Origin of the sequence: Citrobacter sp. Cpo045, assembly GCF_030332875.1 — a bacterium.
Lineage (GTDB): Bacteria > Pseudomonadota > Gammaproteobacteria > Enterobacterales > Enterobacteriaceae > Citrobacter > Citrobacter portucalensis.
In genome coordinates this window covers 55,459-79,282 of record NZ_JAOWGZ010000096.1, presented here as the reverse complement: position 1 = coordinate 79,282, position 23,824 = coordinate 55,459, and the positions used below count along the sequence as shown (strand labels likewise).

Below are 23,824 nucleotides of genomic sequence, written 5' to 3'. Positions count from 1 at the left end.
CAAATATTGACAGCGCGCTGGAAAATTAGGCGCCGGGGCGTAAAGTTATACGATCGGCGCCTGTTTTTTAGCTAACTTTCGCGCGGAGATTTGTTCTTTTGTAAGGTCTCTTTCACCTGACCAATCAGTTGACGGCGAAAATCGCCCAGTCGTGGCTTATCATCATCGATCCACGGCAGCGGTCGGCAAAGTTCCATAGCTTTAATGCCCAGACGCGCCGTTAACAACCCCGCCCCAATGCCCTGTGCGGCACGCGTTGATAAGCGGGCGGCTAAATCCTGCGACATCCAGTCCATCCCTACTTCCCGCACCAGCTCACTGGCCCCGGCAAAAGCGATATTCAACAACACCAGGCGGAACAGGCGCAGACGGCTGTAATAACCAAGTTCAATGCCATACAGCGATGCAATGCGATTAATCAGCCGCAGATTTCGCCAGGCGATAAACGCCATATCCACCAGCGCCAACGGACTGACGGCAATCATCAGCGTGGACTCTGCCGCTGAACGGCTAATCTCACGCCGGGCTTGCGCATCCAGTACCGGCTGCACAAGATGGGCATACAGGCTGACCACTTCGCGATCGTTCTGCGTTTCATGAATTGAGGCATACCAACGCTGTAGAGCCGGATGCGACTGATCGATACCCGCCTGCTGCGCCAGTTTTTCACAAAATGCACGACCTTTTCCGGTTCCATGGCTGTGGAGCAAGTCTCGCGCTTCATCACGTTCGTGCGCGCGCTGACGCAATCGCCACAATCTGCGCCACTCGGTCGCCACCGATCCGACACCTGCGCCGATAATCAATGCGCCTGCGGCACATCCTCCCAGCGCGACCCAGTCCTGAGTCTGCCAGGCGTTCATGGTCCACTGCACACCCTGAGCAACAACGCTTACGCCAAACAGCGCCAGCCCGCCCATCACCATCTTGCGCCACAGACTGCGTTTGGGGCGTAAGGCCGCATCAATGACGGCCTCCGCCTGACCTTCGTCTTCCAGGGGTTCATCCACTTTCGCTGGAGAAAAAGTCTGCGCCTCCGTCTCATTGAACATTTGCTGCGCTTTAAACGCCGTGTTTTGTTCCACGTCCAGCGGACCTGAGAAATCGATACGCGGTTTTAACGGCTCGCTCATCGCAATTTATCTCCTATTAAAAACTCCAGCGCGGCATCAAGGCGGATATGCGGTAAGGGTTTATCGACATCCATAACCTGCGGGCGAAACGCCTCAAACTGAAAGCCCTGGCGGTCCCAAAATGCCTGTCCGGGCAGTCGCGCGGGAACCTCGCCCGGATAGACTGTCAGCGGTTCGCCATCGCTCAGACGATTACCTCGCAGCGCCGGGATCTTTTCACCTTTCACATCGATCAAGCCGCTGGTGGTTGCCTGCACCGATGCCAGCCCCAGACAATCCATGCTGATACCTTCGAACGCCGCGTTTTGCCATGCGTCCTGGATCAACTGCTGCAATAACGACACCATATTGGCGTGCTGATCGACCGTGACGTGGTCGGCTTTGGTGGCGGCAAACAGCAGCTTGTCGATCACCGGAGAAAATAGCCGACGAAACAGCGTACGCTGCCCGTAATGGAAGCTTTGCATCAACTGGGTAAGCGCCAGACGCATGTCGTTGAACGCCTGTGGCCCGCTGTTGAGCGGCTGCAGGCAATCGACCAGCACAATCTGGCGGTCAAAGCGCAGGAAGTGATTCTTATAAAACCCTTTGACGACCTTTTCGCAGTAATAATTGAATCTTTCGCGCAACATGCCCGCGTTGGTGTGTTTGTCAGCCTGCGCCAGCTTTGATTCCCCCCAGGCATCGACATCCGGCCACGGGAAGAATTGCAGCGCAGGCGCGCCCGCCATATCCCCGGGCAGGACAAAACGGCCCGGTTGAATAAAATGCAGGCCCTGCTGTTTACACTGATGCAGATACTCCGTCCAGGCGGCAGCAATTTCCGCCAGACGGTTTTCATCAGCAGGCGCCAACGGATCCAGCCCCTGGCATAACTGCCGCCATTTTGCCGACCATTCGCCCCGCTGCCCCTGCAATAATCCGGTCATTTGCCGCGACCAGCTCAGATAATCCTGGGCAAGCATCGGTAAATCGAGCAGCCACTCCCCCGGATAATCGACGATCTCCAGGTACAGCGTAGAGGTGTCTTTAAAGTGGCGCAGTAAAGAGTCATTGGATTTATAGCGCAGCGCCAGACGTATTTCACTCACGCCGCGCGTAGGGGTCGGCCAGGTTGGCGGAGAGCCGTACAGTTGCGCCAGTCCCTCATCATAGGTAAAGCGCGGAATGCCAAAATCGCGTTGAGGAACCCGTTTTACGCCGAGCAAACGCTCTTCGCGCACGCAACTGAGCAACGGCAGACGCGCACCGGCATGAATATTGAGTAACTGGTTTACCATCGCAGTGATAAACGCCGTCTTACCGCTGCGGCTAAGTCCGGTGACAGCCAGGCGTAAATGCCGGTCTACGCCGCGATTAACCAGCGAATTGAGTTCATTTTTAAGTCGCTTCATCGCCATCCCGTTTTGCTGAAGGAACCGAAGAAATTATAACAAACAGGAAGTAAAGATAGGGGTCAATTCTTACTTATCAACTACCTGGGCGGTACCTGGCGGCATTATTCTTACCGCCAGGAGCAGAAGAACTGCGTACGGCTTATTTATTCTCTACTTTAGGAAGCGAGATCTGGTTGATGCCACCTTCATTCGTCACCTGCGTATAGCCCATTTCAGTCAACATATCCTTCGCTTGTCCCGATTGACGCCCGGAGTTGCAGTACAGCTTCACAGTGTCGTTCTTATCAGGAACTTCAGCTGCAATACGTGCCTTCATTTCTTTTAATGGAATATTGACGGCCCCCTGAATATGCTGCTGTTGGTACTGTTCAGGAACGCGAACATCGATCCAGTGTTCGGCTGCGTAAACCGGCATGCCGATGACCAGAGCCAACGCTAATACACCTTTTTTCAACATAATATCTTCCTGACTGATAGTTGGATTTACCTCTACACTATACGCCAGTTCTTAAGAAAATATTGCGACCGCATTATCACCGTCTGCAGGCGCGGACGATTGTTCCTCAGGTTACCCATGCTGCAGTTAGCCTGTTGATTTTTCTACCCACATTTGATGTTCCTACCCAACAATTAGGTGAGCAAAGCTGTAATTTATTATTTAATCTGATTGCAGGTGAGAAAGGATTACAGAATATCACGATAGGAACACAAATATTGCTGACCGACTTCCTGATATAAAACCTGGGTATTAATGCCCTGCGAAATAGATTTTTTAGTTCACCTTCAATACCCGTGGTAACAACCCAAAAGAATTTTGACAGCCCCCAAATTATATTTGTAAGCTGCCGCAAATTAACTGAGGGAATGTTGATTAATTGTTGCTTGCTTTTGCTGATTCAAATATCAGGGTTGATTACCTGAATAGCGTTTCGACAATTTTGCCGCAGCCCGACTCAACACCGGTTCCAGAACCAACGCCAGCAGCATTTTTAGCGGGCGTCGGGCGACGGACTTCACCGCCCACCCTGCTACACCCGCCGGGCCGTAGCGCAGCGCGGTCAGAAGCACCAGCTTACCTGCTATTTTAAAGCCCGGCTTAACCCTTTGCCCGGCACGTTGCCAGCGATTGTTCATTTCTGTCCTCACAATTGACGGAAGCGACTACGTAAGGAAAAAGTATCGGACGTCACATAACGCTCCATTTCACGTAAACGCTTTTCACTAGCCGCCAGCTCGCGATCGACGGCATCCAACAGCTCACCGCTTGATGGCTGCTGCTCGCCGGAAACCACATTGTCCGGCATCGGATCCAACACAAAGGTCAGCACGATGTAGGCGACGAAGGTGAAAAAGGCCAGGCCAAAAAAGACTGACAACACCACCAGGATCCGTACCAGCTTCACAGGCACATCGAGATAATGCGCAATACCTGCGCAAACCCCCTTCACCATGCCCTGCTGCGGAATACGCCACAGTTTTTTGTTCAGATTAACGCCTCCCATTAACGGTCCCTCCAGTTTGGATGTTCAGCATCGAGGATGTCTTCCAGCGCCTGAATGCGCTCGCGCATCCGCTGTGCGTCATCGTTGAGTTCAACCAGGCGTTGCTGTTCACTTTGCGACAGTTCGCCACGACTGGAACGGTTGCTGTAGTGCAGCCAGAGCCAAATCGGTAAAACGAACAACACAAAGATGGTTAACGGGATAGCCAGAAATAGCGCGCTCATGAGTACTCCTTACAGGTGATGAGCGGCGGCGCGTTCGGGCGCCGCCAGATGTTATTATTGCTTGTCTTGCTGCATTTTGGCTTTAAGTTGCGCCAGCTGCTCGCTGATTTCATCATCTGCTTTCAGGTCAGCAAATTGCTGATCCAGAGACTTCTGTTTACCGAAGTTATGGCTTTCAGCCTCGGCTTCCATCTGATCGATACGACGCTCGAAAGATTCAAAGCGCGCCATCGCTTCATCGAGTTTACCGCTGTCCAGTTGACGACGGACATCACGCGAAGAACTCGCTGCCTGATGACGCAACATCAACGCCTGCTGACGAGCACGGGTTTCACTGAGTTTATTTTCCAGCTCACCGATCTCTTTTTTCATACGCGCCAGCGTATCGTCAACCAGCGTCACCTCATGCTCCAGAGAGGCAATTAAATCGGTCAGTTTCTGCTTTTCAATTAACGCAGAACGCGCCAGATCTTCTTTCTCTTTACGCAGCGCTAGTTCTGCTTTTTCCTGCCACTCTGCCTGTTGGGCACTGGCCTGTTCGATACGGCGAGATAATTGTTTCTTTTCTGCCAGCGCACGCGCTGAGTTAGAACGTACCTCAACCAGCGTGTCTTCCATTTCCTGGATCATCAACCGCACCAGTTTCTGCGGATCTTCAGCCTTTTCCAGCAACGCATTAATGTTGGCGTTCACGATGTCGGCAAAACGAGAAAAAATACCCATAATGTAATCCTCACTTACTGTTCTGATATCGGGCTATGCCCTGCTGTTTTCGTAATGCACTTGGCGTGCCAACTTTTTATCTAATTGATTCTAATAATTATATCTAATTTTACCTGTTGCGAAAATTAGGGTAAATTGGTGAATAACACTAACAAATGGTGAATTTCATCATGGCTGGATACAAAGATAATCTTCTGGGTGAAGCGAACAGCTTTATTGAAGTGCTGGAGCAGGTTTCTCATCTGGCACCGCTGGATAAACCTGTACTGGTTATAGGTGAGCGCGGGACCGGGAAAGAACTTATTGCCAACCGCCTGCACTACCTCTCCACCCGCTGGCAAGGCCCGTTTATTTCGCTTAACTGCGCGGCTCTAAACGAAAATTTGCTTGATTCCGAACTGTTTGGTCACGAAGCGGGTGCCTTTACCGGCGCGCAAAAACGCCATCCAGGACGTTTCGAACGCGCCGACGGCGGTACGCTGTTTCTCGATGAACTGGCAACCGCCCCGATGTTGGTACAGGAAAAATTACTGCGGGTTATTGAATATGGCGAGCTGGAGCGCGTTGGTGGCAGCCAGCCGTTGCAAGTTAACGTACGACTTGTTTGTGCGACCAATGCCGACTTACCTCGCATGGTCAGCGAAGGCACTTTCCGCGCGGACCTGCTGGATCGCCTGGCCTTTGACGTGGTGCAACTCCCACCGTTACGCGAGCGTCAAAGTGACATTATGTTAATGGCCGAGCATTTTGCCATTCAGATGTGCCGCGAGATCGGATTACCTCTGTTTCCGGGTTTTAGTGCCGAGGCCAGAGAAACTCTCCTCCACTACCGTTGGCCGGGCAATATTCGTGAACTGAAAAACGTCGTGGAGCGATCCGTTTACCGGCATGGAACCAGTGATTACCCGCTGGATGAGATAATCATTGACCCCTTCCGCCGCCACACTACTCAGCCGCAGGCGTCGGAAACTAAACCGATGTCTGTAGGTTTACCGCTGGATCTGCGTGAATTCCAGCAGCAGCAAGAGAAAGACTTTCTACAAACCAGCTTACAGCAGGCAAAATTTAACCAGAAAAAAGCCGCTGAATTACTGGGGCTGACTTACCATCAGCTTCGCGCTTTGCTGAAAAAACACCAGATTTAACGCACATTTGCAGATGTCATATTGGCGGATTTGACGCATAACCTCATCAGGGTTTACCATGACACCATTACTGTATAAAAAAACAGGTACAAATATGGCTCTGGCACTCGTTGGCGAAAAAATTGACAGGAACCGCTTCACCGGTGAGAAAATTGAAAATAGTACATTTTTTAACTGTGATTTTTCAGGTGCCGACCTGAGCGGCACTGAATTTATCGGCTGTCAGTTCTATGATCGTGAAAGCCAGAAAGGGTGCAATTTTAGTCGTGCGATGCTGAAAGATGCCATTTTTAAAAGCTGTGATTTATCCATGGCGGATTTTCGCAATGCCAGTGCGCTTGGCATTGAAATTCGCCACTGTCGTGCGCAAGGCGCAGATTTCCGCGGCGCAAGCTTTATGAATATGATCACTACTCGCACCTGGTTTTGCAGTGCATATATCACTAACACAAATCTAAGCTACGCCAATTTTTCGAAAGTCGTGTTGGAAAAGTGTGAGCTGTGGGAAAACCGTTGGATGGGTGCCCAGGTACTGGGCGCGACGTTCAGTGGTTCAGATCTCTCCGGCGGCGAGTTTTCGACTTTCGACTGGCGAGCAGCAAACTTCACACATTGCGATCTGACCAATTCGGAGTTGGGTGACTTAGATATTCGGGGCGTTGATTTACAAGGCGTTAAGTTGGACAACTACCAGGCATCGCTGCTCATGGAACGTCTTGGCATCGCGATTATTGGCTAGTCTTCAGGGAGCGGTGAATATTCCGCCCCCTGCACTGCTTTTTACCCCTCAGGCATCGCTGAAGAGTGGTGTGTGGAAATTTTCCACTCTTTACCGTCCCATGCATAAGTGAATGTGTAGCGGGCTGAAACCGTTGATTTGTCCGCGAAGGTAAATGTGTAGGTACCGGTGTCTATCGCCTTATTGCACCCCAGGCGAATGGTACGCATGTCAATTTTCCCGGTCGGCTTTTTCGCAAGAAAATGCTCGAAATAATCAACACGTTCAGCGTCCGTTAAACGCGCTTTATTGGATACAGTAGGCAGCAATACCGCATCGCTAAGATAATTTTCAGATACCGTCTGCGCGTTACCTGTTTTCAATGACTCGTTCCACTTATCAAATAGCGCTTCGATTTGCGCTTTATTCACCTTCACACAGTCTGGAGTCGACGCTGCAAAAACGGCTCCAGGCAATAGGGCAAGTGAAACAACAAGGCTCAGTAATTTATTCATACAATTCATTCCATTAGAAGTTAAATGGCAACAGAAAACCGTTCATAACCAGGATCAAAGCCAAAATGCATTTAATAACCAATGGAAATCATCACCATAAATGGGTGAGAAGATTAAGATGCCATGAAGAAAAAATGGAATTAACATATTGAAATAATTATAGATACTTTAGCTATTACAACTCACATAACGTGTACTACTTCCTGAATGATTATAGTTCAGCATTGATAGTGACACTCTAAATGCTCGCTCCACACTTCGTTATCGATGCCATACTCCATCTTCCGAGCACACACTGATATCAATCAGTAAACAACGACAGGTACGCCCCCACGTTTATAGCAAGTCAGATGGGCCATGAAAATGCTAAGATAGTTAACAGAGAAGATTCAAAGTGGATAGCAGGTATGAATTTTGACCATGTCGCGGTGTTGAACTCGCGCTTATCGAGCCTGTTACTCCCAAAAACAAACGGTAATGGCAAATGTCATTAAGTATTAGTAAGATAGCCTCTTTATATAATCCATTAAAATTATGCGCCTGGTTTTATCATCTCTGATCGTGATGGCTGGATTTCTGAGTGGTCAGGCTGCTGCTGCGCCTGAGCAAGCTCCGCACGCTGATATCCGTGACAGTGGGTTTGTCTATTGCGTCAGCGGGCAAGTCAATACGTTCAACCCACAAAAAACGAGCAGCGGTCTCATCGTCGATACGTTAGCGGCCCAATTGTATGACCGACTGCTTGATGTAGATCCCTACACCTATCGGCTGGTGCCTGAGCTTGCTGAAAGCTGGGAGGTGCTGGATAACGGCGCAACCTACCGCTTTCATCTGCGTCGTGACGTTCAGTTTCAGAAGACGGCCTGGTTCACCCCCACCCGCAAACTGAATGCAGACGATGTGGTGTTTACCTTCGAGCGCATCTTTGATCGCCACCATCCGTGGCACAATGTGAACGGCAGCAGTTTCCCCTACTTCGACAGCCTGCAGTTTGCCGATAACGTCCAAAGCGTGCGCAAACTGGACAACAACACCGTTGAATTCCGCTTAACGCAACCGGATGCCTCCTTTATGTGGCACCTTGCCACACACTATGCATCCGTAATGTCGGCGGAATATGCCGCTAATCTGGCAAAACAGGATCGCCAGGAGTTGCTCGACAGACAACCCGTCGGCACAGGCCCGTACCAGCTTTCGGAGAATCGTGCCGGCCAATATATTCGGTTGCAGCGACATGAAAAATTCTGGCGTGGCACTCCTCTGATGCCGCAGGTCGTAGTGGATCTCGGTTCTGGTGGAACCGGACGCTTATCGAAATTACTCACTGGCGAATGTGACGTTCTTGCCTGGCCTGCCGCCAGCCAGCTCAGCATATTGCGTGATGACCCTCGCCTGCGTTTAACGCTGCGCCCGGGAATGAACATTGCCTATCTGGCGTTCAACACCAATAAACCGCCGTTGAATAACCCTGCCGTGCGGCATGCGCTGGCGCTAGCGATCAACAACCAGCGCTTAATGCAGTCTATCTACTACGGGACGGCAGAAACCGCGGCATCTATTTTGCCTCGCGCCTCGTGGGCTTATGATAACGAAGCTAAAATTACAGAATACAACCCGGCAAAATCGCGCGAGCAGCTAAAAGCGCTGGGGCTGGAGAATCTGACGTTACAACTTTGGGTCCCTACCAGCTCTCAGGCCTGGAACCCCAGTCCGCTGAAAACCGCCGAGCTGATTCAGGCAGATATGGCTCAGGTGGGTGTGAAAGTGAAGATCATCCCGGTAGAAGGTCGTTTTCAGGAGGCGAGATTAATGGATATGAACCATGATCTGACGTTATCCGGCTGGGCGACGGACAGTAACGATCCTGACAGTTTTTTCCGGCCGTTGCTCAGCTGTGCCGCCATCAATTCACAGACCAACTTTGCCCACTGGTGTAATCCGCAGTTTGACAGCATTCTGCGCAAGGCTCTCTCTTCGCAGCAGCTTTCATCGCGAATTGATGCCTATGACGAAGCGCAAAATATTCTTGCCCAAGAGTTACCGATCCTGCCACTGGCCTCTTCACTGCGTCTACAGGCTTACCGCTACGACATCAAAGGGTTGGTGCTCAGTCCATTCGGTAATGCCTCTTTTGCCGGCGTGTCCAGGGAAAAGAAAGATGAGGTGAAAAAACCATGATTATCTTCACCTTGCGTCGATTTTTATTGCTACTGGTAACCCTGTTCTTCCTGACCTTTATTGGCTTCAGCCTGAGCTACTTCACGCCTCATGCGCCGTTACAGGGTGCATCGCTGTGGAACGCATGGGTATTCTGGTTCAATGGTCTCATTCACTGGGATTTCGGCGTATCCAGTATCAACGGCCAGTTGATCTCAGAGCAGCTGAAAGAGGTGTTCCCGGCCACAATGGAGCTGTGCATTCTTGCCTTTGGTTTTGCACTAATGGTTGGGATCCCCGTTGGTATGCTGGCCGGTATCACGCGGAACAAATGGCAGGACCGCTGCATCAGCGCATTGGCTCTGATGGGATTTTCTATCCCCGTTTTTTGGCTGGCGCTGCTGCTGACATTGCTCTTCTCGCTGACCCTCGGCTGGTTACCCGTTTCCGGGCGTTTTGATCTTCTCTACGAGGTGAAACCTGTTACCGGTTTTGCCATTATTGATGCGTGGATCTCCGACTCGCCCTGGCGCGATGAAATGCTGGTCAGCGCTATCCGTCATATGGTGCTCCCGGTGCTGACGCTCTCCGTTGCGCCCACCACCGAAGTCATCCGCCTGATGCGTATCAGCACCATTGAGGTCTTTGATCAGAACTATGTCAAAGCGGCGGCCACGCGCGGTTTGTCACGATTAACGATTCTGCGTCGTCACGTCCTGCACAATGCCCTTCCGCCGGTGATCCCGCGTCTGGGCTTACAGTTTTCCACCATGCTGACATTGGCGATGATCACCGAGATGGTCTTTAGCTGGCCAGGTCTTGGTCGTTGGCTGATTAACGCGATTCGCCAGCAGGATTACGCGGCGATTTCAGCGGGCGTGATGGTGATTGGCTCACTGGTTATTATCGTTAACGTCATCTCTGATATTTTGGGTGCTATGGCTAACCCTCTGAAACATAAGGAATGGTATGCCTTACGATAGCGTCTACAGCGAAAAACGCCCGCCAGGTACGTTGCGCACCGCATGGCGCAATTTCTATGGCGATGCGACTGCGATGATTGGCCTGTACGGCTGTGCGGGACTGGTTATTCTGTGTATTTTTGGTGGTTGGTTTGCCCCTTACGGCATCGATCAGCAATTTCTCGGCTATCAGCTTTTACCGCCGTCATGGTCGCGCTATGGCGAAGTCTCATTCTTCCTCGGGACTGACGATCTAGGACGTGACGTTTTAAGTCGTCTGCTCAGCGGCGCGGCCCCGACCGTTGGCGGCGCGTTTGTCGTCACTCTTGCCGCCACGCTGTGTGGCCTGGTATTGGGCGTAGTTGCCGGTGCGACGCACGGCTTGCGCTCTGCGGTGCTGAACCACATTCTGGACACCCTGCTGTCGATCCCTTCTCTGCTGCTGGCGATTATTGTGGTGGCCTTTGCCGGGCCGCACCTGACACACGCCATGTTTGCCGTCTGGCTGGCGCTGCTGCCGCGCATGGTGCGCTCCGTTTACAGCATGGTGCATGACGAGCTGGAGAAAGAGTACGTCATTGCCGCTCGCCTGGACGGTGCAACCACACTGAATATTCTGTGGTTCGCCGTTCTGCCCAATATTACCGCTGGCCTTATTACTGAAATCACCCGCGCACTGTCGATGGCGATTCTGGATATCGCCGCGCTGGGTTTTCTCGACCTTGGCGCACAGCTGCCGTCCCCGGAATGGGGAGCCATGCTCGGCGACGCGCTGGAGCTGATTTATGTCGCACCGTGGACGGTGATGCTGCCAGGCGCGGCAATTATGATAAGCGTGTTGCTGGTTAACCTACTGGGTGACGGCGTGCGCCGCGCAATTATTGCGGGGGTGGAGTAATGCCATTACTGGATATCCGCAACCTGACCATTGAATTCAGAACCGGTGACGACTGGGTTAAGGCTGTTGATCGTGTCAGCATGACCTTGAATGAGGGTGAAATCCGCGGGCTGGTCGGTGAATCTGGATCAGGCAAAAGTCTGATCGCTAAGGCCATTTGCGGGGTTGCTAAAGATAACTGGCGCGTAACCGCAGACCGTATGCGTTTTGATGATATCGATCTGCTACGCCTTTCGGCGCGTGAACGACGCAAATTGGTCGGTCATAACGTCTCCATGATCTTTCAGGAGCCGCAGTCATGTCTCGATCCGTCCGAGCGTATCGGACGTCAACTGATGCAAAATATTCCGGCATGGACCTACAAAGGTCGCTGGTGGCAGCGCATCGGTTGGCGCAAACGCCGTGCGATTGAACTCTTGCACCGCGTCGGGATAAAAGACCATAAAGACGCCATGCGCAGCTTTCCATATGAGCTGACCGATGGCGAATGTCAGAAGGTCATGATCGCTATCGCATTAGCGAATCAGCCGCGTTTGCTGATTGCCGATGAACCAACGAACGCGATGGAGCCAACCACCCAGGCGCAAATTTTCCGTCTGCTAACCCGTCTGAATCAAAACAGCAATACTACCATTTTGTTGATAAGCCATGACCTTCAAATGCTCAGCCAGTGGGCTGACAAAATCAACGTGATGTACTGCGGACAAACGGTCGAAACCGCGCCAAGTAAAGATTTGGTGACAATTCCGCATCATCCTTATACTCAAGCGTTGATTCGCGCTATTCCGGATTTTGGTAGCGCGATGCCGCACAAAAGCCGCCTGAATACCATGCCAGGAGCTATTCCATTGCTGGAACAATTACCCATCGGCTGCCGTCTGGGGCCACGCTGTCCTTATGCACAACGCGAATGTATTGAAACCCCAAGACTGACCGGAGCAAAAAATCATCTCTACGCCTGTCATTTCCCGCTGAACATGGAGAGAGAGTGAGATGGTAGAAACCCTGCTCGAAGTTCGTAATCTGAGCAAAACCTTTCGCTACCGGACAGGTTTATTTCGCCGCCAGACCGTTGAGGCCGTTAAGCCCCTGAGTTTCACCCTGCGTGAACGTCAGACGCTCGCCGTCATTGGTGAAAACGGTTCGGGGAAATCTACGCTGGCTAAAATGTTGGCGGGTATGATTGAACCCACCAGCGGTGAGCTGCTGATTGACGATCATCCGTTAAAATATGGCGATTATTCATTTCGTAGTCAGCGGATCCGTATGATTTTCCAGGATCCGTCAACATCGCTTAATCCGCGGCAACGTATCTCGCAAATCCTCGATTTTCCGCTACGTCTGAATACCGACCTCGAGCCTGAGCAGCGTCGTAAACAGATCGTGGAGACCATGCGCATGGTCGGGCTGCTGCCCGATCACGTAAGCTATTACCCACATATGTTGGCCCCAGGGCAAAAACAGCGTCTGGGCCTTGCCCGTGCGCTCATTTTACGCCCCAAAGTCATTATCGCCGACGAAGCCCTGGCCTCTCTGGACATGTCGATGCGTTCACAGCTCATCAATCTGATGCTGGAATTGCAGGAAAAACAGGGGATTTCGTATATCTATGTGACCCAACATATTGGCATGATGAAGCACATCAGCGATCAGGTATTAGTCATGCATCAGGGCGAAGTGGTAGAACGCGGCAGTACAGCGGATGTTCTGGCGTCCCCGCTTCATGAGCTTACCCGCCGCCTGATTGCAGGTCATTTCGGCGAAGCGCTCACCGCTGATGCCTGGCGAAAAGATCGTTAGCAAACGGCTGCCCTCCTCAACCGGGGGGCAATCTGCCATCAGTGACGCAACGTGGGTAAGAGCAGCGTATCAACTTCGGTAAACGCGACTGACGGGTAAAGGGCACCACCTTGCATTGCCCAGACACCTGCGGTACTGGCCTCGTCAATAAATCGTACTGTTTCTACTCCCTTCACCACAACACGGTCGCAATATTCCCTGATATTTTTGATCAGCACCGGGAACATCGGTTTTTCTACCTGTTCCAGGAAGAAACCGCGATCCAGTTTCACAACGTCAAAATGACCGCAAACCAGCGGACTGGCCCCTACGCTGCCGGAGCCAAGATCGCCCAACCACAATGCGTTTGGGCCGTCGCGAAGTGAATTAATCAGCAGATTATTCAGGCACACGGTATTCGACAGAAAACGTTCTGAAAGTTCCAGTGCAATAAATGGTAGAGCATGTAAGGCCGACTTGATGGCTGGATCAGCAATCGCCAGCAGTGCCATTTCGTCAATGAGGTTCAGGGTGCAAATAAGGCTGTTGCGCTCAAACCAATCACGCTTTTCGGCAATTAGTCGAATTTGCTCGAGCATGAAATTACGCTTTTGTTCGCTATCCCACGCTGAAATGATGAAATCTGGATGCAACGGGTGAACCGTATCTGAAGTAAACCGGGCGTTAATCTCTACACCCAGTAATTTATCTGTTGTGTCTCTCATCGGTTCCGCGATGAAATGATAGTGCATAAGACCACTCCAATTGATCATAACATCCTGATAATGCACTTCTAATCACAATCAATCAATAATATCGATCAATGAATCGATATTGATCGATAAAAACAATATATCATAACAAGCTGAATATTGTCATGTTTTATGTTTTAAGAAAGTTCCTACCTTGCTATGTTTATTAACATCAGCTAGCAATGAAATAATACCATTTCAATGCCTTTGAAACCTCGTATTTTCTCTGATTCACCGACGTTAGATGCCTGAACGAAGCATAAGCGGAGGGGGATGATATACTCCTCACATGTAATAACGTGACAGGTCACGTGAGGCGGATAACCATTCTCCAGGGAAAAAGCGTGGGATATAATTTCAGGCCAATTTCGAGTGTGTTTGATGCGTCAATCATAACTCATTGATTGATAAAAGATAAGTGTTAACCAAAAGGATTAAAGCCATGGGTTTTTTATCAGGTAAGCGCATTCTGGTGACAGGCCTTGCCAGTAAATTGTCTATCGCATGGGGAATCGCTCAGGCGATGCATCGCGAAGGTGCCGAACTGGCGTTCACCTACCAGAACGACAAGCTGAAAGGTCGTGTGGAAGAATTTGCAGCGCAATTAGGCTCCAACATTGTTTTGCAGTGTGATGTAGCTGAAGATGCCAGCATTGACGCCATGTTTGCTGAACTGAGCAAAGCCTGGCCGAAATTCGACGGTTTCGTACACTCCATCGGCTTCGCACCTGCTGACCAACTGGATGGTGATTATGTGAATGCAGTTACCCGCGAAGGATTTAAAATTGCGCATGACATTAGCGCTTATAGCTTTGTTGCGATGGCAAAAGCATGTCGTTCCATGCTAAACCCTGGCTCTGCGCTATTGACGTTGTCCTATCTGGGCGCAGAGCGTGCAATCCCGAACTATAACGTGATGGGCCTGGCGAAAGCCTCATTGGAAGCAAACGTCCGTTATATGGCTAACGCAATGGGGCCTGAAGGCGTACGCGTAAACGCAATTTCCGCAGGTCCAATCCGCACCCTCGCCGCTTCCGGTATCAAAGATTTCCGTAAAATGCTGGCCCATTGCGAAGCTGTTACGCCGATTCGCCGCACTGTTACCATTGAAGATGTGGGCAACTCTGCGGCATTCCTGTGTTCCGATCTTTCTGCCGGTATCTCAGGTGAAGTTGTACACGTTGACGGTGGTTTCAGCATCGCTGCAATGAATGAACTAGAACTGAAATAATCATCCACTCTTCTCTGGGCGGCCCACCGTCGCCCGTGATGCTCGTTTTTAATTCCCCTCTACCCTGTCCCATATATGCTTTTCTGATATTTATTATCACGTAACAATCTTTCATCCCCTCTTCTGCTTACGTCAGGATATTGCAGCGCAAACGATCCGGCGTAGTGGTATGACGACGTGTCCGGGTCGCCACTTTTTAGACCAAGGACCGCCCATGGAACAACGCCGAATTGAAGGCAAAAGCCACTGGTATCATGAGACGCAATCCAGCATGTATCCACAAGATGTTCTGCCGCTGGTGCCGGAAGCCGCTCATGTCGACGACTGCTTTTTACTGGATCTGGCGATATCTGATGACGCCCTTTTACCTTTTCAATCCTGGTTAATCCCTGCCCGTAAACTTGCACAGATCCTCTTCCCGACCCACGTAAACCTGAGTCAGATGCACACATTCAGCGCCTATGAACGGATGAGTACGGCGTTAACCGTCGCTCAGGTATATGGCGTCCAGCGATTATGTAATCACTATGCCGCGCGTCTAACACCGCTTCCTGGGCCGGACTCCTCGCGGGAAAGTAACCATCGACTGGCGCAAATCACCCAATATGCTCGTCAACTTGCCAGCTCTCCTGCCGTGATAGGCGCGCGCGATCGCCAGCATCTGGATGCAGTCGGGCTGACCACCAGCGATAGCATTCTGATGAATCAAATTATCGGATTCGTCGGTTTTCAGGCCCGTATCGTGGCCCTGTTTCAGGCCTGGTGTGGACATCCGGTGCGCCGAATTCCGGGTCTCGATATACAACAATTCGCTCACGCTTCACCATTTAGTGCAGCAAACGCTACCTGGCACGCTTCGCCATTTCCGATTGAAAAACATCTTAATCATGATGAGTCGATAGACATACGTTATCCCGAGGAACTGCAAGCGTTACTGCCATTACTGATACATTCCCCCGTCATTTTGGATTTACTCGGGTCGCTCATTTCCAGCACGCAACGTAGCGGGATACCGGTACAGGCATTTTCATTGGCGACGCTGATGACTTCACGGATTAATGGCAGCGTGGCCTGTTTTAATGAACATGCGTATTCAACTCATGAATTAACCGAGGCCATTACCGTTCTTCGTCAGGATGAACGTGAATTACAACGGTGGGAACAACGACATCCGGTTGAGCGCGTCACCCTACAGGCGGTACAATGGCTGACCCGGGCGCCCGACCGCTTTAGCACCGCACTGTTAACGCCTTTGTTCGATCAGGGAATCTCTTCAGAGCAGGCCATTAACCTGCTAGCCTGGAGTGGATTGTGCGGATGGTTGAATCGCTTGAAAATCGCGCTGGGCGACACTGATTAACCGATCCACTTACTGAAAGAGCGCTTGCTGCAACTGGCAGAATCGCGTAAAACTGTCAGCCGCTCTTTTAGCCACGAAAATAGACAATTATGCTTCAGGACAACCCGCTGCTAGCGCAGCTTAAACAGCAACTACATTCCCAGACGCCACGTGCTGAAGGGGTGGTAAAAGCCACGGAAAAAGGCTTTGGCTTCCTGGAAGTCGATGCACAAAAAAGCTATTTCATTCCACCGCCGCAGATGAAAAAAGTGATGCATGGCGACCGTATTGTTGCGGTTATCCATACAGAAAAAGACCGTGAGTCTGCTGAGCCGGAAGAACTGATCGAACCCTTCCTGACGCGCTTCGTGGGTAAAGTTCAGGGCAAAAATGACCGTCTGTCCATTGTGCCGGATCATCCGTTACTGAAAGATGCTATTCCTTGTCGTGCAGCCCGCGGCGTTGAACATGAATTTAAAGAAGGCGACTGGGCTGTTGCAGAAATGCGCCGCCATCCGCTGAAAGGCGATCGCACCTTCTACGCCGAGTTAACCCAATTTATCACTTTTGCTGATGACCACTTTGTCCCGTGGTGGGTCACACTGGCACGCCATAATCTGGAAAAAGAAGCACCAGACGGTGTAGCAACCGAAATGCTGGACGAAGGCCTGGTTCGTGAAGATTTAACCGCCCTCAATTTCGTCACCATCGACAGCGCCAGCACCGAAGATATGGACGATGCGCTGTATGCTGAAGAACAAGCTGACGGCACGCTACAATTAACCGTCGCCATTGCCGACCCAACAGCCTGGATTTCAGAAGGCAGCAAGCTGGATAAAACGGCTAAAATTCGCGCGTTCACCAATTATTTACCGGGGTTCAATATCCCGATGTTACCACGTGAATTGTCTGACGATCTCTGCTCTCTGCGCGCGAACGAAGTGCGCCCGGTTTTAGCTTGTCGTATGAGCATTACCGCCGATGGCACGATTGAAGACAACATCACCTTCTTCGTCGCAACCATCGAGTCTAAAGCGAAGCTGGCCTATGACAATGTTTCCGACTGGCTGGAAGGTACTGGCGAGTGGCAACCAGAAAACGACGCGATTGCGGAACAAATCCGTCTGCTGCATCGTATTTGCCTGAGCCGAGGAGAGTGGCGTCATAACCACGCGCTGGTCTTTAAAGATCGCCCGGATTACCGTTTCGTTCTCGGTGAAAAAGGTGAAGTACTGGACATCGTCGCTGAGCCACGCCGCATCGCAAACCGTATCGTGGAAGAATCCATGATTGCGGCAAATATTTGCGCCGCCCGTGTGCTTCGCGACAAGCTGGGCTTCGGTATTTACAACGTCCATATGGGATTCGACCCGGCCAACGCCGACGCACTGGCCGCGCTGCTGAAAACCCACGGTATGCACGTCGATGCCGAAGAAGTACTGACACTGGAAGGTTTCTGCAAACTGCGCCGCGAACTGGATGCACAGCCATCCGGCTTCCTCGACAGCCGAATTCGCCGCTTCCAGTCTTACGCTGAAATTAGTATTGAGCCAGGTCCACACTTTGGGTTGGGTCTGGAGGCATATGCCACCTGGACTTCCCCAATCCGTAAGTACGGCGATATGATCAACCACCGTCTGCTTAAGGCCGTCATCAAAGGCGAAACCGTCGCTCGACCTCAGGATGATACCACCGCGCAGATGGCAGAACGTCGTCGCCTGAACCGGATGGCTGAGCGTGATGTGGGTGACTGGCTATACGCCCGTTTCCTGAGTGATAAAGCCGGAACTGACACCCGCTTTGCGGCCGAGATCATCGACGTCAGCCGCGGCGGCATGCGCGTACGTTTGGTTGATAATGGCGCTGTTGCCTTTATTCCTGCACCCTTCCTGCACGCCGTGCGTGATGAACTGGTCTGCAGCCAGGAAAGTGGTACCGTACAAATCAAAGGTGAAGTGGTTTACAAAGTCACTGATGTGATTGACGTAACTATCGCTGAAGTTCGCATGGAAACCCGTAGCGTTATCGCGCGTCCAGCAGCGTAAACTGACAAATCCAACGACCTTTCTCTTTTTTGAAAGGTCGTTTTCTTTTTTTAGCGGCCAAATTTCAACCACACACTACACTTCTCTTATCCAGTCAAAATTTTTTTTTACTATTTTTCAGTTCCGCTGGCTTTGCTTTTTATGGATTCTGGATTACATATAAATATATAAATAAAACAATACGTTCAGCCATAATCACCCTGAATGAATCATGGCTACCCTTACTTTTGAGGCTTTATGCGCTTTAAACGGGATAGTACACATCATGAAAGACGTCCGGGAGCTGGTTACGTTGTATAGCTATGTGGGCACTCATAACCCCTACTGGCGTTTGTCAGAGGATTGCAACATCCTGCATTTCTCTATTGACGAAACAGCAGACGCTGAGCAGACCATCGAATTATCACCCGAGCAGGCCGACCGCATTCGCGAGATGACGGTAATTACGTCAAGCCTGTTGATGACGTTACCTATTGAAGATGACGATATTCCGGTACATTTGGTCGGGCGGAAAATCAATAAACGCGAATGGGCCGGCAGCGCATCAGCCTGGGATGACACCCCTTCCGTCGCACGCGATCTGGCTCAAGGTCTCTCTTTTGCCGAGCAGGTAGTTTCAGAAGCCAACTCCGTTATTGTCATTCTTGACCGCATGGGCAACATTCAGCGTTTTAACCGTCTGTGCGAAGAGTACACCGGACTCAGAGAACGTGAAGTCATTGGCCAAAGCGTATTCACACTGTTTATGAGTCGACGTGAAGCCGCAGCCTCCAGACGCAACATCGAGGTCTTTTTTCGCGAAGGCAACTCATATGAAGTCGAACGTTGGGTGAAGACCTGCAAAGGTCAGCGCCTGTTTCTTTTTCGCAATAAGTTTGTACATAACGGTAGCGGCAAGAACGAAATATTTCTGATCTGTTCCGGCACCGATATCACTGAAGAACGCCGCGCGCAGGAACGCCTGCGTATGTTGGCTAATACCGACTCCATCACCGGATTACCGAACCGTAACGCCATTCATGAGCTGATAAGCGACGCGATTGAGAACGCAGGTGATACTCAGGTTGGGATTGTATATCTCGATCTGGATAACTTCAAAAAGGTGAACGATGCCTACGGGCATATGTTTGGCGATCAGCTATTACAGAGTGTGTCGCTTGCAATCCTCAGTTGTCTTGACGACAACCAGCTATTGGCTCGGTTTGGCGGTGATGAATTTATCGTCCTTGCCACCGAAACGTCCCAGAGCACTCTGGAAGCTACCGCATCGCGCATTCTGACACGCCTGCGTCAACCCTTTCGCATTGGCCTGATTGAAGTCTATACAGGCTGCTCTATTGGTATTTCCCTCGCTCCACAGCATGGTCAGGACTGCGAGAGCGTCATTCGTAACGCCGATACGGCCATGTACACCGCGAAAGAAGGCGGCCGCGGACAGTTTTGTGTTTTCTCTCCGGAAATGAATCAGCGGGTATTTGAATACCTGTGGCTGGATACTAACCTGCGCAAGGCGCTGGAAAACGATCAACTGGTTATCCATTATCAGCCAAAGATAACCTGGCGAGGCGAAGTGCGCAGCCTGGAGGCGCTGGTACGCTGGCAGTCTCCGGAACGCGGCCTCATTTCACCACTGGAATTTATCTCCTACGCCGAAGAATCAGGGCTTATCGTTCCGCTGGGTCGCTGGGTTATTCTGGACGTTGTGCGTCAGGTCGCAAAATGGCGCGCCAAGGGAATCAATCTGCGCGTGGCGGTAAACGTTTCTGCCCGCCAGCTCGCCGATCAGACGCTATTTACCGATCTCAAACAGGTGCTTCATGAACTCGACTTTGAATATTGCCCCATCGATGTCGAGTTAACGGAAAGCAGTTTGATTGAAAATGAGCAGTTGGCACTGTCCGTCATTCAGCAGTTTAGCCAGTTGGGGGCGCAAATCCATTTGGATGATTTTGGTACTGGATATTCGTCACTGTCTCAACTGGCCCGCTTCCCGCTTGATGCAATTAAACTGGATCAAACCTTTGTCAGGGATGTACACAAACAACCTATTTCGCAGTCGCTAGTACGTGCCATTGTTGCGGTCGCACAGGCACTCAATCTGCAGGTCATCGCCGAAGGTGTTGAAAGCGCGAAAGAGGATGCCTTTTTAACCAAAAATGGCGTCAACGAACGTCAGGGTTTTTTGTTTGCCAAACCAATGCCAGCGGCTGCATTTGAACGTTGGTATCGACGACATCTGAATAAAAAAACGCGCTAATGCTGTGGGATCAAACGTCATTAATAGCCATAAATGGACATTACGTAACGATCCTATCTGCATGTAATCACAGAATATATAATATTCTTCTATCATTGATAGTTAATACTATTTTTCCCTTCTCTTTTGCCATGAAATTCTGCATCATGAAATTCAAACTCTATTGCTATTAGGATGATAACCATGTCTGATATCGACGCTCAGCGTCTGGCCGAACGCATTGATACCGTGCTGGATATCCTCGTTGCAGGTGATTACCACTCAGCCATCCACAATCTCGAAATTCTGAAGGCTGAGCTGCTAGATACGGCCAAAGAAGATGCCGAGTCTTTGCCCAAAAAGCACAAGGCTCCCTGGGAGATCTGATGACATTAACCCTTTAATGTCGCTGCTATAAGCAAACTGCGTATGAAGCAGTTTCCGTTTAATTTCCGATACGATATCGCAATAAAATTAATATTATGAATTCCCGACAACAATCTATTTTGCAGATGGTGACTGATAAAGGTCAGATGAGCGTTGCCGAACTGGCAAAAATCACCGGTGTCTCAGAAGTGACGATTCGACAGGATCTGAACACACTGGAAAAACAGAGTTATTTACGCCGTGCGCACGGTTTTGCCGTTTCATTGAACAGTGATGATGTGGAAACGCGCATGATGACTAATTTTACGCTGAAGCGTGAACTGGCCGAATTTGCCGCATCTTTGGTAAGCCCTGGCGAGTCCGTATTCATTGAAAACGGCAGCAGCAATGCGCTCTTGGCCAGAACGCTGGCGGAGCAAAAAGATGTCACCATCATTACCGTCAGCAGTTATATAGCCCATCTGCTGAAAGAAACCCCCTGCGAAGTGATTCTCCTTGGCGGGATCTATCAGAAAAAAAGCGAAAGCATGGTGGGGCCCTTAACTCGCCAGTTTATCCAGCAGGTACACTTCAGCAAGGCCTTTATCGGCATTGATGGCTGGCAGGCTGACACCGGCTTCACCGGACGCGACATGATGCGTTCTGATGTGGTTAACGCGGTGCTGGAAAAAGGTGCAGAAGTTATTGTACTTACTGACAGCTCAAAATTCGAAGCCATTCACCCTTACACGCTGGGTCCATTAGAGCGATTCAGCCGCGTAGTCACGGATTCCAGACTCAGCGCCAGCGTACAAATGCAGCTCGAGCATTCAGGATTAACCGTCAATATCATTGATGCGCACGCATAAAATCTTCAGCAGATGATTTGTCAGTCGGCAAATCATCCCCTCTATGAGAGTTATCTGACAGTCCAATTAAGACTTTTTACCTGTCGTTAACAGGATTAAGTCGTAAAATTAATGTTAGCGATATAACAGGAACGAACCTCCAATCTCAGGATAGTGTTTGTCATGCCTTCGCTAAACGGTTTCACGGAAATATCTTCGTTAGCCTAAATTTAGCGCTACTCTTAAAGAACACTGGATTCCGTGAATCAATAATTCAGGAGAAAGTATTATGTTAGTAACGAGCAAAAAAATGACCGCTGCCATTTTGGCAATTACTCTGGCAATGTCGCTGAGTGCCTGCTCTAACTGGTCCAAACGTGACCGTAACACCGCAATTGGTGCTGGTGCTGGTGCAATCGGTGGTGCAGTCCTGACTGACGGCAGCACGCTGGGCACGCTGGGTGGTGCTGCAGTAGGTGGTATTATTGGCCACCAGGTGGGTAAATAATTTACGGTTAAACGGCTCGATATAATAATACGTTTACTTTTTCAGGTCTGTATTATTAAAAAGCCACGGAAAAATTCCGTGGCTTTTTTTATTAACCGCCAGCCAATTTAACTTTCATTCCTTTGGCTTCCAGCAGCGATTTAATCAGGTCGCGTTTATCACCCTGTATCTCAATCACGCCATCCTTCACTGCCCCGCCGCAACCACATTTTTTCTTCAGTTCCGCAGCTAATTTGGTCAGTTCAGCATCGTCCTGATCTATTCCAGTAATCAGGCACACGCCCTTACCTTTGCGGCCACTGGTCTGTCGCTGGATACGGACAATGCCATCGCCTTTGGGACGCTCTGGGACGGCTTTCGGTTCATCAATACGCCCGGTGTCAGTTGAGTAGACCAGACGAGAATTTGAGTCGTTCATTTACGCACCTCGTTTCAGGGAGGCATTGATCATCTTCAGCGTCTGAGCCGGATCTGCCGACTGTGTGACCGGACGACCAATAACCATATAATCCACGCCAGCTGACTGTGCCTGTTCCGGCGTCATAATGCGACGCTGGTCGCCTGCCTCGCTACCTTCAGGGCGAATACCCGGCGTAACCAGTTTAAATGCCTGGCCAAATGCCTGCTTGAATCGCACTGCTTCCTGCGCGGAGCATACGACGCCATCCAAACCACAATGTTGGGTTAAACGCGCCAGCCTTTCCGCATGCTCCGCAGGTGACAACGTCACGCCAAGGTCGGCAAGATCGCTGGCTTCCATACTGGTCAGAACTGTTACTGCAATCAGCAGCGGCGCATCCTTGCCAAAAGGCACCAGGGCTTCACGTGCGGCGGTCATCATACGCGCCCCACCTGAAGCATGAACGTTAACCATCCACACGCCAAGCTCAGCCGCCGCCGCAACGGCATGCGCGGTAGTATTGGGAATATCATGAAATTTCAAATCAAGAAAAACGTCAAAGCCACGCTGTTGTAAATCGCGAACCAACTGAGGTCCAAAAAGCGTGAACATCTCTTTGCCCACTTTCAAACGGCAATCACTAGGATCAATTCTGTCGACAAAAGCTAATGCTTTATCACGATTGGAATAATCGAGAGCGACAACGACAGGAGAATCAGTAACAGCACGAGAAAAAGATGAAGCAGTAAACGTCATGACCAGACCTTCCTGAGGATGGGCGCCATCGGCGGCGCAAAATGGGTAAACGGCGTGCATTCTACCTGCGGCAATAGAAAATTAACAGGCGCGATTACATTTCTGCCAGGCGAATTTGGCAACGGAGGTTGAGGATGGATTGGTTACACATCATTAGTATGTTGTAACTAAAGTGAAGTTTTTTTAAAAA

25 protein-coding genes and 1 pseudogene are annotated in these 23,824 nt (G+C 50.5%); 15 read left to right on the top strand and 11 right to left on the bottom strand.

The features are described from left to right. Positions 1-71: 71 nt before the first annotated feature. The 3 genes from OGY13_RS11995 to pspE form a co-directional block, all read right to left on the bottom strand. Positions 72-1,133, bottom strand: coding sequence for a YcjF family protein (locus tag OGY13_RS11995; protein ID WP_032943592.1), 1,062 nt, complete (start codon positions 1,131-1,133; stop codon positions 72-74). Beyond that, on the bottom strand, positions 1,130-2,527 hold the full coding sequence (locus tag OGY13_RS11990) for a YcjX family GTP-binding protein (RefSeq protein WP_032944430.1): 1,398 nt from the start codon (positions 2,525-2,527) through the stop codon (positions 1,130-1,132). Before OGY13_RS11990 ends, OGY13_RS11995 begins: the two co-directional genes overlap by 4 nt. A gap of 142 nt (positions 2,528-2,669) precedes the next feature. After that, the gene (gene pspE / locus OGY13_RS11985; protein ID WP_008784913.1) at positions 2,670-2,987 is read right to left on the bottom strand and encodes a thiosulfate sulfurtransferase PspE; all 318 of its coding nucleotides are present in this window, start codon (positions 2,985-2,987) and stop codon (positions 2,670-2,672) included. 155 nt (positions 2,988-3,142) lie between these two features. On the opposite strand from pspE, the pseudogene OGY13_RS11980 reads away from it, so the two are divergent. Then, positions 3,143-3,268, top strand: a pseudogene (locus OGY13_RS11980) (LacI family DNA-binding transcriptional regulator); the annotation flags it as partial. A gap of 165 nt (positions 3,269-3,433) precedes the next feature. Here OGY13_RS11980 and pspD read toward each other — a convergent pair. The 4 genes from pspD to pspA are packed head-to-tail and all read right to left on the bottom strand — an operon-like array spanning position 3,434 to position 4,979. Then, positions 3,434-3,664, bottom strand: a complete 231-nt coding sequence (gene pspD, locus OGY13_RS11975) for a phage shock protein PspD (RefSeq protein ID WP_003833267.1) — start codon at positions 3,662-3,664, stop codon at positions 3,434-3,436. An 8-nt stretch (positions 3,665-3,672) separates the two neighbouring features. Further along, positions 3,673-4,032, bottom strand: coding sequence for an envelope stress response membrane protein PspC (gene pspC, locus OGY13_RS11970; protein ID WP_003020497.1), 360 nt, complete (start codon positions 4,030-4,032; stop codon positions 3,673-3,675). Next, a complete protein-coding gene (gene pspB / locus OGY13_RS11965; RefSeq protein WP_003020509.1) occupies positions 4,032-4,256 on the bottom strand; it encodes an envelope stress response membrane protein PspB in 225 nt (74 codons plus the stop codon). The genes pspC and pspB overlap by 1 nt, the downstream gene beginning before the upstream one ends. A gap of 54 nt (positions 4,257-4,310) precedes the next feature. Then, the gene (pspA, locus tag OGY13_RS11960) at positions 4,311-4,979 is read right to left on the bottom strand and encodes a phage shock protein PspA (protein ID WP_003020532.1); all 669 of its coding nucleotides are present in this window, start codon (positions 4,977-4,979) and stop codon (positions 4,311-4,313) included. A 155-nt stretch (positions 4,980-5,134) separates the two neighbouring features. On the opposite strand from pspA, the gene pspF reads away from it, so the two are divergent. Further along, positions 5,135-6,124 (top strand): phage shock protein operon transcriptional activator, encoded by a 990-nt coding sequence (gene pspF / locus OGY13_RS11955; protein WP_167819984.1) that lies wholly within the window; start codon positions 5,135-5,137, stop codon positions 6,122-6,124. Positions 6,125-6,218: 94 nt separating this feature from the next. Next, the gene (locus OGY13_RS11950) at positions 6,219-6,863 is read left to right on the top strand and encodes a quinolone resistance pentapeptide repeat protein QnrB9 (protein WP_004201260.1); all 645 of its coding nucleotides are present in this window, start codon (positions 6,219-6,221) and stop codon (positions 6,861-6,863) included. Between the two features lie 41 nt (positions 6,864-6,904). Here the strand turns inward: OGY13_RS11950 and OGY13_RS11945 are convergent, their stop codons facing one another. Then, the gene (locus OGY13_RS11945; RefSeq protein WP_003833285.1) at positions 6,905-7,357 is read right to left on the bottom strand and encodes an SgcJ/EcaC family oxidoreductase; all 453 of its coding nucleotides are present in this window, start codon (positions 7,355-7,357) and stop codon (positions 6,905-6,907) included. A gap of 534 nt (positions 7,358-7,891) precedes the next feature. Here OGY13_RS11945 and sapA point away from each other — a divergent pair. The 5 genes from sapA to sapF are packed head-to-tail and all read left to right on the top strand — an operon-like array spanning position 7,892 to position 13,174. Continuing rightward, a complete protein-coding gene (sapA, locus tag OGY13_RS11940; RefSeq protein ID WP_003833288.1) occupies positions 7,892-9,535 on the top strand; it encodes an ABC transporter substrate-binding protein SapA in 1,644 nt (547 codons plus the stop codon). Continuing rightward, positions 9,532-10,497 carry a peptide ABC transporter permease SapB gene (gene sapB / locus OGY13_RS11935; RefSeq protein ID WP_003020545.1) on the top strand — a complete coding sequence of 322 codons (966 nt, stop codon included), beginning with the start codon at positions 9,532-9,534 and terminating at the stop codon, positions 10,495-10,497. Before sapA ends, sapB begins: the two co-directional genes overlap by 4 nt. Then, entirely contained in the window at positions 10,484-11,374 is an 891-nt protein-coding gene (gene sapC, locus OGY13_RS11930) for a peptide ABC transporter permease SapC (RefSeq protein ID WP_213752790.1), read from the top strand. The genes sapB and sapC overlap by 14 nt, the downstream gene beginning before the upstream one ends. Beyond that, positions 11,374-12,366 (top strand): peptide ABC transporter ATP-binding protein SapD, encoded by a 993-nt coding sequence (gene sapD / locus OGY13_RS11925; protein ID WP_003020556.1) that lies wholly within the window; start codon positions 11,374-11,376, stop codon positions 12,364-12,366. Before sapC ends, sapD begins: the two co-directional genes overlap by 1 nt. 1 nt (position 12,367) lies before the next feature. Next, on the top strand, positions 12,368-13,174 hold the full coding sequence (gene sapF, locus OGY13_RS11920) for a peptide ABC transporter ATP-binding protein SapF (protein WP_003020558.1): 807 nt from the start codon (positions 12,368-12,370) through the stop codon (positions 13,172-13,174). A gap of 38 nt (positions 13,175-13,212) precedes the next feature. Here sapF and OGY13_RS11915 read toward each other — a convergent pair whose 3' ends face one another. Further along, the gene (locus OGY13_RS11915) at positions 13,213-13,905 is read right to left on the bottom strand and encodes an EAL domain-containing protein (RefSeq protein ID WP_213752789.1); all 693 of its coding nucleotides are present in this window, start codon (positions 13,903-13,905) and stop codon (positions 13,213-13,215) included. Positions 13,906-14,347: 442 nt separating this feature from the next. Here OGY13_RS11915 and fabI point away from each other — a divergent pair, with 442 nt between their 5' ends. The 7 genes from fabI (at position 14,348) to osmB (ending at position 22,478) form a co-directional block, all read left to right on the top strand. Next, positions 14,348-15,136, top strand: coding sequence for an enoyl-ACP reductase FabI (gene fabI, locus OGY13_RS11910; RefSeq protein WP_020996373.1), 789 nt, complete (start codon positions 14,348-14,350; stop codon positions 15,134-15,136). A gap of 214 nt (positions 15,137-15,350) precedes the next feature. Continuing rightward, positions 15,351-16,496, top strand: coding sequence for a carboxymuconolactone decarboxylase family protein (locus OGY13_RS11905; protein WP_213752788.1), 1,146 nt, complete (start codon positions 15,351-15,353; stop codon positions 16,494-16,496). Positions 16,497-16,585: 89 nt separating this feature from the next. Continuing rightward, positions 16,586-18,520 carry an exoribonuclease II gene (locus OGY13_RS11900; protein ID WP_213752787.1) on the top strand — a complete coding sequence of 645 codons (1,935 nt, stop codon included), beginning with the start codon at positions 16,586-16,588 and terminating at the stop codon, positions 18,518-18,520. 265 nt (positions 18,521-18,785) lie between these two features. After that, positions 18,786-20,777 (top strand): cyclic di-GMP phosphodiesterase, encoded by a 1,992-nt coding sequence (gene pdeR / locus OGY13_RS11895; protein ID WP_213752786.1) that lies wholly within the window; start codon positions 18,786-18,788, stop codon positions 20,775-20,777. Between the two features lie 183 nt (positions 20,778-20,960). Next, complete coding sequence (locus OGY13_RS11890) at positions 20,961-21,143, top strand: YciZ family protein (protein ID WP_003833313.1); 183 nt, start codon at positions 20,961-20,963, stop codon at positions 21,141-21,143. A gap of 95 nt (positions 21,144-21,238) precedes the next feature. Beyond that, on the top strand, positions 21,239-21,991 hold the full coding sequence (yciT, locus tag OGY13_RS11885) for a DNA-binding transcriptional regulator YciT (protein WP_003020580.1): 753 nt from the start codon (positions 21,239-21,241) through the stop codon (positions 21,989-21,991). A gap of 268 nt (positions 21,992-22,259) precedes the next feature. Further along, complete coding sequence (osmB, locus tag OGY13_RS11880; RefSeq protein ID WP_003020583.1) at positions 22,260-22,478, top strand: osmotically-inducible lipoprotein OsmB; 219 nt, start codon at positions 22,260-22,262, stop codon at positions 22,476-22,478. Between the two features lie 91 nt (positions 22,479-22,569). Here the strand turns inward: osmB and yciH are convergent, their stop codons facing one another. Then, positions 22,570-22,896, bottom strand: a complete 327-nt coding sequence (gene yciH / locus OGY13_RS11875) for a stress response translation initiation inhibitor YciH (RefSeq protein ID WP_003833315.1) — start codon at positions 22,894-22,896, stop codon at positions 22,570-22,572. Beyond that, positions 22,897-23,634: an orotidine-5'-phosphate decarboxylase gene (gene pyrF / locus OGY13_RS11870; protein ID WP_204558971.1), complete on the bottom strand. Its 738-nt coding sequence runs from the start codon at positions 23,632-23,634 to the stop codon at positions 22,897-22,899. Between the last annotated feature and the right edge of the window lie 190 nt (positions 23,635-23,824).